At 72.7% G+C, this 9369-nt stretch carries 12 protein-coding genes; 5 read left to right on the top strand and 7 right to left on the bottom strand.

Translation table 11 applies throughout. The features are described from left to right. Positions 1-296: 296 nt before the first annotated feature. Positions 297-1118: a glycerophosphodiester phosphodiesterase family protein gene (locus tag JT1_RS16820; protein WP_068329678.1), complete on the bottom strand. Its 822-nt coding sequence runs from the start codon at positions 1116-1118 to the stop codon at positions 297-299. 229 nt (positions 1119-1347) lie between these two features. Here JT1_RS16820 and JT1_RS16815 point away from each other — a divergent pair, with 229 nt between their 5' ends. Together JT1_RS16815 and JT1_RS16810 are read left to right on the top strand one after the other, a co-directional pair. Next, the gene (locus tag JT1_RS16815; RefSeq protein ID WP_082807789.1) at positions 1348-1812 is read left to right on the top strand and encodes a phage holin family protein; all 465 of its coding nucleotides are present in this window, start codon (positions 1348-1350) and stop codon (positions 1810-1812) included. After that, positions 1809-2720, top strand: coding sequence for an alpha/beta fold hydrolase (locus JT1_RS16810; RefSeq protein ID WP_281178018.1), 912 nt, complete (start codon positions 1809-1811; stop codon positions 2718-2720). The genes JT1_RS16815 and JT1_RS16810 overlap by 4 nt, the downstream gene beginning before the upstream one ends. Here JT1_RS16810 and JT1_RS16805 read toward each other — a convergent pair. Further along, positions 2683-3369 (bottom strand): NUDIX hydrolase, encoded by a 687-nt coding sequence (locus tag JT1_RS16805; protein ID WP_068329672.1) that lies wholly within the window; start codon positions 3367-3369, stop codon positions 2683-2685. The genes JT1_RS16810 and JT1_RS16805 overlap by 38 nt on opposite strands. Continuing rightward, entirely contained in the window at positions 3366-4043 is a 678-nt protein-coding gene (gene nth / locus JT1_RS16800; protein WP_082807787.1) for an endonuclease III, read from the bottom strand. Before nth ends, JT1_RS16805 begins: the two co-directional genes overlap by 4 nt. 105 nt (positions 4044-4148) lie before the next feature. On the opposite strand from nth, the gene JT1_RS16795 reads away from it, so the two are divergent. Further along, positions 4149-4826, top strand: a complete 678-nt coding sequence (locus tag JT1_RS16795) for a Crp/Fnr family transcriptional regulator (protein WP_068329667.1) — start codon at positions 4149-4151, stop codon at positions 4824-4826. Between the two features lie 64 nt (positions 4827-4890). Here JT1_RS16795 and JT1_RS16790 read toward each other — a convergent pair whose 3' ends face one another. Genes JT1_RS16790 through sp36 form a run of 4 tightly spaced genes read right to left on the bottom strand, consistent with a single transcriptional unit; the run spans position 4891 to position 7152 of the window. After that, positions 4891-5706, bottom strand: a complete 816-nt coding sequence (locus JT1_RS16790; protein WP_082807786.1) for an MBL fold metallo-hydrolase — start codon at positions 5704-5706, stop codon at positions 4891-4893. After that, the gene (locus JT1_RS16785) at positions 5703-6533 is read right to left on the bottom strand and encodes an NUDIX hydrolase (RefSeq protein ID WP_169702088.1); all 831 of its coding nucleotides are present in this window, start codon (positions 6531-6533) and stop codon (positions 5703-5705) included. The genes JT1_RS16790 and JT1_RS16785 overlap by 4 nt, the downstream gene beginning before the upstream one ends. Continuing rightward, entirely contained in the window at positions 6533-6997 is a 465-nt protein-coding gene (locus JT1_RS16780) for a RidA family protein (protein WP_068329661.1), read from the bottom strand. The genes JT1_RS16785 and JT1_RS16780 overlap by 1 nt, the downstream gene beginning before the upstream one ends. After that, positions 6997-7152: a Sp36 family protein gene (sp36, locus tag JT1_RS18510; protein ID WP_169702087.1), complete on the bottom strand. Its 156-nt coding sequence runs from the start codon at positions 7150-7152 to the stop codon at positions 6997-6999. The genes JT1_RS16780 and sp36 overlap by 1 nt, the downstream gene beginning before the upstream one ends. 28 nt (positions 7153-7180) lie before the next feature. Between sp36 and bagA the strand changes: the two genes are divergently transcribed. Continuing rightward, a complete protein-coding gene (gene bagA / locus JT1_RS16775) occupies positions 7181-8176 on the top strand; it encodes an ATPase BagA (RefSeq protein WP_082807785.1) in 996 nt (331 codons plus the stop codon). Continuing rightward, a complete protein-coding gene (gene bagB, locus JT1_RS16770; RefSeq protein ID WP_068329659.1) occupies positions 8176-9330 on the top strand; it encodes an ArsA family ATPase in 1155 nt (384 codons plus the stop codon). The genes bagA and bagB overlap by 1 nt, the downstream gene beginning before the upstream one ends. Positions 9331-9369 lie beyond the last annotated feature (39 nt).

Genomic DNA, 9369 nt, shown 5'->3' with positions numbered 1-9369 from the left:
AGGGCAACTTCTCAAACTTACCGCTGTCCACGCTTGGGCGTCAACTTCGTGATCCGCTCTCGGAGCGGCCGACGCTGATCGCGCTTGGATCTTCAGCGGTGGCCCACCGTAGCAGCGCAGCTGCTCGGTTCCAAATCCCCGGATCTTGGTCTGTCCGCGACCACCTGGGTGGCCGCCGACCTGATCCGCGTACATCGGATGGGGGCTGTCAACTCGTGGGACCGGCCTGCCTGGGGCGACTTCAGCGAGTCACCGCTTGGTGTCCGTTCCTCCCTGTCGGGCTGACATCGAGAACATTAGGACACCGATCCCGAGGTTGCCAAATCGGCCGGTATTCCGGGGTTCTGGGTGTCTCCCCGCATGGGGGTCCACGTCCCGCGGCTGATCATCACCGTGCGCAGGACGTCCGGCCGGTCGGTGATGATCCCGTCCACACCCATGTCGAGGAGCTCGTGCATCAGCCCCGGCTCGTCGACGGTCCACACCACCACCCGCACGCCCAGCCGGTGTGCCCGCCGCACGAGGGAGGGCGAGTGGATGGGCAGCCGCCCGAGACGGACGGGGACGTGGGCGAACCGACCCCGCACCACCGACGACGGTGGCTGCACACCCGCCTTGGACGCGGAGATCAGGGCGACGAGCGATCGCCACCCGAGCGCGGTGCGCAGGTGGGTCGCCTGGGAGGCGAGCAGCTGCAGCCACCCGTCCCACGCACCGGCGACGCACACCCGCTCGGCGAAGTCACGGCGCTGGAGGAGGCGGGCCATGGGCGCGATGGCCGCCCGGTTCTTCAGGTCGACGGTGAAGCACGCGTCCGGGAAGGTCGTCAGCGCCTCCTCGAGCGTGGGGATCGGCTCCGTCCCCCCGACGCGCACGGTGCGGCGCAGGTCCGCCAGGGTGCGCGCGCCGATCCGACCCGTGCCCGTCGTGCACCGGTCGAGCACCTCGTCGTGGAAGCAGACGAGCTCTCCATCGGCGGTGAGCCTGATGTCCGACTCCAGGTAGCGCAGCCCCAGCGCCGTCGACATCGAGAAGGCCGCCAGGGTGTTCTCGGGCGCGAGGTGCGCGCCACCGCGGTGCGCGATCGCGAGAGGCTCCGTCTCCTCGCCGTAGGTCATGTCTCGATGGTCCCCCCCTTCGCCCGCCGGGGTCGCCGATCCCGGGTGTGGCGCGGGAAGGTTCACCCGGACTTCGTCGTCCTGTTCCTCCCCCTTCGCCCTCGGGCACCGACAGGCCGCCTGGCGGGCCGCACTGCTGTGACCGCGAACCCAGCCGACTCGTGGGTAGGCTGGCTCATGCACAGGCCACCCCGGTTGTGGCACCCGATCCACTGGGACCAGGAGCAGCATGAGCAACGACCAGCCCCGCACCACCACCGGCAGCAGCGATCCCGCCACGCGTCGGCGGATCGGTCAGCCCGCGCCCGGGGAGACCGAGCGCACCGTCGGCCAACTCGTCGCCGACGCCTCGCACGACATCTCGGCCCTGGTCCAGAGCGAGATCAAGCTCGCCAAGGCGGAGGTCACCAAGGGCCTGTCCTTCGGCGGCAAGGGGGCCGCCCTGCTCGGCGGCGCCGCCTTCCTCGGGCTCCTCGGGCTGATCTTCCTCTTCCACACCCTCGCCCAGGTCATCGCGATCTGGCTGCCCCTGTGGGCCGGCTACCTCATCGTCACCGTCGTGCTCCTCGCGATCGCCGCGGTGCTCGGCCTCATCGGCCTGAAGGCCCTCAAGAAGGCCAAGGAGAACACCGTCCCGCAGAAGGCGATCCGCAACGCGCAGGAGACGGTTGCCGCGATCAAGCCGGGCAGCTGAACCCGCCCGACGCCGCGGCCGCCCTCGTCGAGGGTCCGTGGGAGCACCGCTTCATCTCCGCCAACGGGGCCCGGTTCCACGTCACCACGACGGGGACCGGGCCCGTCGTCCTCTTCGTGCACGGCTACCCGCAGTTCTGGTGGGCCTGGCGTGCGCAGCTGCCGGCCGTCGCCGCCGCCGGCTACCGCGCCGTGGCCGTCGACCTGCGCGGCTTCGGGGCGAGCGACAAGCCGCCGAGCGGGTACGACGCGCCGACGGCGTGCGACGACCTCGCGGCGATCGTGCGCAGCCTGGGCGCCGAGAGGGTCGCCTTCGTCGGGCTCGGGCTCGGCGCGACCTTCGTGTGGAGCATGCCCACGCACCATCCCGAGGTGACCGCGGCGATCGCCCCGATCGGCATGCCCCACCCGGCGGTCTTCCACCACGCGATGTGGCGCCACCCGGTCCAGTGGCGCGCCAACCGGTACCTGCGGGCGATGCAGACCCCCTTCGCCTCCGAGCGCCAGTCACCGAGCGTGGCCCGACGGTTGCGCGCGTGGTCCGGGCCGGACCATGCGTGGATCACCGACGAGGTCGTCGAGCGCTACACCGAGGCGATGTCCTTCCCCTTCGCCGGGGTGGCCGCCGCGGAGTACCACCGCTGGTTCTACCGCTGCCGGCTCACCCCGCAGGGGGTCCGCTACCTGCAGCGGGTCAAGGCCCGCATCGAGGTCCCGGTCCTGCACCTGCACGGCTCCGAGGACCCCACCTCCCTGACGACGATGGCCGCCGAGTGCGAACGCCATGTCTCCGGCCCGCTCACCGTGCGGACCATGGCCGGCGCGGGGGCCTTCGTCCCTGAGGAGGCTCCCACGGAGACCACCTCGGCCCTCATCGAGTGGTTGGCCATCGCCCACCCGACGCACTGACGTACTGGCGCACGAAGCGCAACGGGAGGCGGCGCCGTCTGCCGTCGTCCCAGGGCCGGGTGAGTCCCGAGGCGTCGAGCAGCACCGAGAGCAGCTGGGCGGTGAAGCCCCACACGAAGAGGTCGGCCACCTCGAAACCCGGCCCGACGTAACCGCTCGGTCCCTTCACCGTGAAGCGGTTGGCCGGGTCCACGAGGTCGTCCACGGGGATCCGTTCGACGCGGGCGACCTCGCCCGGGTCGACGACCCGCAGCGGGCCGGGCGCACCCCACCAGCCGAGGACCGGCGTCACGGCGTTCTGCGAGGGGCTGAGCCACAGGTCGGGGAAGGACCCGACGACCTCCACGCCCTGCGGGTCGACCCCGACCTCCTCCCACGTCTCGCGCAGGGCGGCCTCGACCGGCCCCTCGCCGGGGTCGAGCCGACCTCCCGGGAAGGAGACCTGGCCCGCGTGGCTGCGCAGCGCGTGCGAGCGCTCGGTGAGCACGATGTCGTGCCCCCGTTCCCCCTGCGCCACGAGCATGAGGACCGCGGACCGACGGGCGACGTCCTGCGGGGGCGCGAAGTCCCTGAACCAGGCGGGCTGGTCGGCCCGCAGGTTCTCCTCCGCCCGCAGCAGCCACTCCGGGGGACGCACGAGCGCCGTCATCGCGTCGCCGCCTGCGCACCGGGAGCGAGCTCGTACCTGAGGAGCTTGGCGGCCTTGTCCGGGTCGGTCTCCCCCACACCGTAGGAGGGGCACAGCCGGGCGACCGGGCAGGCGCCGCACGCGGGGCGGCGGGCGTGGCAGGTGCGTCGGCCGTGGAAGATCAGGACGTGGCTGAGCATCGTCCAGTCCTTGCGGGGGAAGAGCTCACCGACCGCGTGCTCGACCTTGACCGGGTCCTCCTCGTCCGTCCAGCCCATGCGACGGGCGAGCCGGCCGAAGTGCGTGTCGACGGTGATCCCCGGGACCCCGAAGGCATTGCCCAGGACGACGTTGGCGGTCTTGCGGCCCACGCCGGGCAGCTTGACGAGGTCGGCGAGGCGGGGCGGGACCTCCCCTTCGTGCCGCTCGACGATCGCGGCGCCCAGTGCGAGGACGGAGGCGGTCTTGGCCCGGAAGAAGCCCGTGGGCCGCAGGACCTCCTCCATCTCCGTGCGCTCAGCGGCGGCGAGGTCGGCAGCCGTCGGCCACCGGGAGAAGAGGAGCGGGGTCACCTTGTTGACCGTGAGATCGGTCGTCTGCGCGGACAGCACCGTCGCGACGAGCAGCTGCAGCGGGGTGTCGAAGTCGAGCTCGCAGTGGGCGTACGGGTAGCGCTCGTGCAGCATCCGGTACATCCTGCGGGCACGGCGGACCAGGGCGAGCGGGGACTCGACGCGTTCGGCAGACACCCCCGCAGCCTAGGCCCCCTACGGCAGGTGCCCCGTGGCACACTGCCCTCTGTGAACCTCGATGTCGTACGCCGCGCCCCGCTCTTCGCGACCCTTGACGACGACTCCGCCGCCGAGGTGATGGCGACCATGACCCCCGTGCGCATGGAGCGTGGGGACGTCCTCTTCAACGAGGGCGACCAGGGCGACCGGTTGTACGTGATCACCGAGGGCAAGATCAAGCTCGGCCGCACCTCGACCGACGGCCGGGAGAACCTGCTGGCGATCCTCGGTCCGTCCGAGATGCTCGGCGAGCTCAGCCTCTTCGACCCCGGGACGCGCACCGCGACCGCCACCGCCGTCGCCGAGACGCAGCTCATCGGGCTCGGCAACGAGCAGCTCACGCAGCTCCTCGGGGCGCACCCACGCATCGCCGGCACGCTGCTCGCCGCGCTGGCCCGCCGCCTGCGCCGCACCAACGAGAACCTCGCCGACCTCGTCTTCACCGACGTCCCCGGTCGCGTCGCGAAGGCGCTGCTCGAGCTGAGCCAGCGCTTCGGCCGCCCGGTCGAGGAGGGCGTCATGGTCGCCCACGACCTCACCCAGGAGGAGCTCGCCCAGCTCGTCGGCGCCTCCCGCGAGACGGTCAACAAGGCGCTGGCCGACTTCGCCTCGCGCGGCTGGCTGCGCCTCGAGGCCCGCGCGGTCCTGCTCACCGACGTCGAGCGCCTGCAGCGTCGCGCACGCTGACCCCTGGCACGACGAGGGCCCGGATGCACGAGCATCCGGGCCCTCGTCGTGCGCGGGGTACCGGTCAGCCGACCTGCTCGAGGTGGGCCATCTGGGCGAGGACGGACATCCTCGCCGCGGGCCAGACCGAGCGGTCGACGTCGGCGTACACGCGCGCCACGACGGCGTCGGCGTCGCCGGCCCCGTCGGCGAGCGCCGCCCGCACCTGCTCGAGCCGCTCGCGGCGGTGCCTCCGGTAGAAGTCCACCATCGCAGCCGCGTCGGGGACCGTGGGGCCGTGGCCGGGCAGGATCGCGGTCACCTCGCCGTCACCGGTGAGCCCGCGGATGCGCTCGAGCGAGTCGAGGTAGGCCGCGAGCTCGCCGTCCGGGTGGGCCACGACCGTCGTCCCGCGCCCGAGGATCGTGTCGCCGGTGAGCAGGGCGTGGTCGGCGGTCAGCGCGAAGGAGACCGAGTCGGACGTGTGCCCGGGCGTCGCCACGACCCGCACCTCGAGGCTGCCGGCCCGCAGCACGTCGCCGTCGACGAGGTCGTCGTGACCCCGACCGACCGCCTGCACGGGAGCACGGGTCAGGTCGGCGAGGCGCGGAGCGCCCTGGCTGTGGTCGAGGTGCCCGTGGGTGAGCACGATCCGCGACACGCGGGCACCGAGCGCGGCGACGTGGTCGACGACCCGCTGCTGATGGGCGGCCTCGTCCTCACCGGGGTCGATGACGATTGCCTCGGTGCCACCGGGCTCGAGGAGGACCCACGTGTTGGTCCCGTCGAGGGTCATCGGCCCGGGGTTGCCCTGGAGGAGGCAGTAGGCGTGCGGGGTCACCGCTCCTCCCGCCCACGAGCCGAAGGGGGCAGAGGGCTCCGGCGCGACCGCTGCGCTCACGGCAGGTCGGCCCGCATCGCCGGACCGGCCTCGGTGAGGACCGGGTGCGGCATGACCGGGGCGACGTCGACGTCCTGGTCGAGGGCGGCCCGCACCGTGCTGACCTCGGCGAGCTGCTCGAGGCAGACGATCGTGGGCGGCATGAGGAGCAGGTCGCCGTCGGCGAAGGCGTCGAGCACCCCCGAGGGGCGCACCCACTCGGACAGGTCGGCCTCGCTCGTGTCGCCGTCGGGGTCCTGCCCCTCCGGCACCGCCGCGACGAAGAAGCGGGTGTCGTAGCGACGCGGCTCGACCTCCGGGGTGATCCAGTGGGCCCGGTAGCGCAGCAGGTCGCTGCGCAGGACGAGGTGCTGGTCGAGGAGCACGTCGCCGAAACCGATCTCGCGCCGCACGAGGCGGGCGCGCAGCACGGCCGCGAGGGCTGGGTCGAGGTGGGGGACGCCCCCTTCGTCATCGACCGGAGAGGCGAGGAGCACGCCGGTCTCCTCGAAGATCTCGCGGACCGCCGCGGCGACGAGCATGCGCGCACTGGCCTCGTCGGTGCTGAGCTCCTCGGCCCACTCGGCCACGCTCGGCCCGGCCCACGGCAGCTCGTCCTCGGCATCGCGCTGGTCGACGCCCCCGCCGGGGAAGACGTGCATCGATGCCGCGAAGGCCATCGACCCCGCCCGGCGCAGCATGAAGACCTCGAGCGGGCCCTCGTCGTCGCGCAGGAGCATGACGGTGGAGGCGAGCTTGGCCCGCACCGGCCCATCACCGGAGGGCTCGACGTCGAGCCCGAGGACCTGCTGGGCCCGGGCTCCCAGCAGGAAGTCGCGCTGGGCCATCAGTGACGGACCCGGACGGTCACCTCGACCTCGACGGGCGAGCCGAGCGGCAGGGCCGCCACGCCGACCGCCGAACGGGCGTGCTCACCCGCGGTGCCGAAGACCTCGCCGAGCAGCTCGCTGGCGCCGTTGATGACCCCCGGCTGCCCCGTGAAGTCGGGGGCGCTGGAGACGAAGCCGACGACCTTGACGACCTGCTCGACCCGGTCGAGGTCGCCCACGGCCTGGCGGATCGCGGCGAGCGCGTTGATCGCGCAGGTCCGGGCCAGGTCCTTCGCGGTCTCCGGGTCGACCTCCGCGCCGACGTGACCGGTCGCGGGGAGCGACCCGTCGACGAGCGGCAGCTGGCCCGAGGTGAGGACGTGGTCACCGTCGACGACGGCCGGGACGTAGGCGCCGGCCGGAGCGGGCGGGTCGGTCAGGGTGATGGACAGCTCTGCGAGGCGCTCGTCGATGCGTCCCATCAGGCGGCCCTGGGTCGCTTGAGGTAGGCCACGAGGTTGCCCCCGTCGCCCTGCAGGACCTGGACGAGCTCCCAGCCGTCCTCGCCCCACTGGTCGAGGATCTGCTTGGTCGCGTGGACGATGAGCGGCACGGTTGCGTACTCCCACTGGGTCATGGCCGCACCCTACTCGTAGGGTGATCACGTGACCGGTCCCTCCACCTCCCCCGTGCGGTTGCACGTCGTCTCCGGCAAGGGCGGCACGGGCAAGACGACCGTCGCGACCGCCATGGCGCTCGCGCTCGCCGCCCGTGGCCAGCGCGTCCTGCTCGCCGAGGTCGAGGGGCGGCAGGGTCTGGCCCAGGTCCTGGACGTGGCCCCGCTCGGCACCGAGGAGCGCACCCTGGTGACCGACCCCTCGGGCGGTGAGGTCGTCGGCCTGTCGGTCGACGCCAAGACCGCGCTGCTGGAGTACCTGCAGAAGTTCTACAAGCTCGGTCGCGCGGGCTCCGTGCTCGAGCGGGTCGGCGCGGTGGACTTCGCGACGACGATCGCCCCCGGCGTGCGCGACGTCCTGCTCATCGGTCGCGTCTACGAGGCCGTCGGGCGGGTGACGAAGGGGGCGAAGAAGCGTCCCGTCTTCGACTCCGTCATCCTCGACGCGCCCCCGACGGGACGCATCGGCCGCTTCCTCGCAGTGAACTCGGAGGTGTCCGAGGTCGCGAGGGTCGGACCGATCCGCAACCAGGCCGACTCGATCACCCGGATGCTCCAGAGCCCGACGACCGCGGTGCACCTCGTGACGCTGCTCGAGGAGATGCCCGTGCAGGAGACGCTCGACGCCATCGAGGAGCTGGGTGAGCTGTCCCTGCGGGTCGGCTCGGTCATCGCCAACGACGTGCGACAGCCGCTCGTGGCCGACGAGGACGCCGAGGCCATCGCCTCGGGCGAACCGGAGGTGCAGACCGCACTCGAGGAGGCGCTGGCGCTGGTCGACATCACGGCGGGACCTGCGCTCGTCAGCGGGTTGCTGCGGGAGGGCGCCGACCACGTCCACCGCTCACGGCTCCAGGCCGAGCAGCGCGAGGTGCTCGGCGCTCTGCCGGTGCCGCTGCGGGTGCTGCCCCACCTCACCGACGGGGTCGAGTCCGGCGACCTGCGCGTGCTCGCCGAGGTCCTCGACGAGCAGGGCGGTGTGTGATGGCGACCCGTCAGGGCCCCGTGCTCGACCTCGACGCCGTCATCGGCGACCCGGGGCGGCGGATCATCGTCTGCTGCGGCTCCGGAGGGGTCGGCAAGACCACGACCGCCGCGGCCCTCGCCGTGCGGGCGGCTGAGCAGGGGCGGCGGGTCGTCGTGCTGACGATCGACCCGGCCCGTCGGCTCGCCCAGTCGCTCGGGCTCGAGGAGCTCGACAACACCCCGCGGCCCGTCGCCGACATCGACACCTCGGCCGGTGGCTCGCTCGACGCGATGATGCTCGACATGAAACGGACCTTCGACGAGGTCGTCGAGTCCCACGCCAGCCCCGACAAGGCCGCGCAGATCCTCACCAACCCCTTCTACATCGCTGTGTCGAGCTCCTTCGCCGGCACGCAGGAGTACATGGCGATGGAAAAGCTGGGCCAGCTGCGCGCGCAGATGGCCGACGGCTCGCGTGACTGGGACCTGGTCATCGTCGACACCCCGCCGTCGCGCTCGGCCCTGGACTTCCTCGACGCCCCCAAGCGGCTCGGGTCCTTCCTCGACGGGCGCTTCATCCGCCTGCTCACCGGTCCGGCCAAGGTCGGCGGGCGCGCCTCGCTCAAGGTCTTCACCGCCGGCGTCTCGGTCGCGGGCGGGATCATGAGCAAGCTGCTCGGAGGCGAGTTCCTGCGGGACGTGCAGACCTTCGTCGCCGCGATGGACACGATGTTCGGCGGGTTCCGCCAGCGGGCCGACCAGACCTACGCCCTCCTCGCCCGCCCGGAGACGGCCTTCGTGGTCGTGGCCTCCCCGGAGCGGGACGCCATCCGCGAGGCCGGCTTCTTCATCGAGCGGCTCGCGAGCGACCGGATGCCGCTGGCCGGCGTCGTCGTCAACCGCGTGCAGGTCGCCTCGGCCAAGCAGCTCGGCGCGGGCCGCGCCGAGGACGCCGCCGTGCAGCTCGAGGAGACCGGGGGCCACGAGCTCGCGGCCGCCCTGCTGCGGGTGCACACGGAGGTCGCCGAGACCGCCGCCCGCCACCGGCAGGTGATCACCCGCTTCCGCACCAGCCACCCGGGCGTCCCCCTGGGCACCGTCCCCGCGCACCCGCTCGACATCCACGACCTCGAGGGCCTGCGCGAGATCGGTGAGGCGCTCGCCGGGCGCTGACCGGCTGCACGGGGTCCCCGACCCGCACAGGTTGCTTCG

It is taken from the genome of Janibacter terrae NBRC 107853 (genome assembly GCF_001591405.1).
GTDB lineage: Bacteria > Actinomycetota > Actinomycetes > Actinomycetales > Dermatophilaceae > Janibacter > Janibacter terrae.
The sequence above is the reverse complement of the archived record's forward strand: the minus strand, read 5'-3'. Positions and strand labels throughout refer to the sequence as shown.

What these genes read in the sequence shown, in the direction of transcription:
- JT1_RS16820 (WP_068329678.1), bottom strand. Translation starts at nt 1,118, where the DNA reads ATGACCTACGGCGAGGAGACGGAGCCTCTCGCGATCGCGCACCGCGGT.
- JT1_RS16815 (WP_082807789.1), top strand. Translation starts at nt 1,348, where the DNA reads ATGAGCAACGACCAGCCCCGCACCACCACCGGCAGCAGCGATCCCGCC.
- JT1_RS16805 (WP_068329672.1), bottom strand. Translation starts at nt 3,369, where the DNA reads ATGACGGCGCTCGTGCGTCCCCCGGAGTGGCTGCTGCGGGCGGAGGAG.
- nth (WP_082807787.1), bottom strand. Translation starts at nt 4,043, where the DNA reads ATGTACCGGATGCTGCACGAGCGCTACCCGTACGCCCACTGCGAGCTC.
- JT1_RS16785 (WP_169702088.1), bottom strand. Translation starts at nt 6,533, where the DNA reads ATGGCCCAGCGCGACTTCCTGCTGGGAGCCCGGGCCCAGCAGGTCCTC.
- JT1_RS16780 (WP_068329661.1), bottom strand. Translation starts at nt 6,997, where the DNA reads ATGGGACGCATCGACGAGCGCCTCGCAGAGCTGTCCATCACCCTGACC.
- sp36 (WP_169702087.1), bottom strand. Translation starts at nt 7,152, where the DNA reads ATGACCCAGTGGGAGTACGCAACCGTGCCGCTCATCGTCCACGCGACC.
- bagB (WP_068329659.1), top strand. Translation starts at nt 8,176, where the DNA reads ATGGCGACCCGTCAGGGCCCCGTGCTCGACCTCGACGCCGTCATCGGC.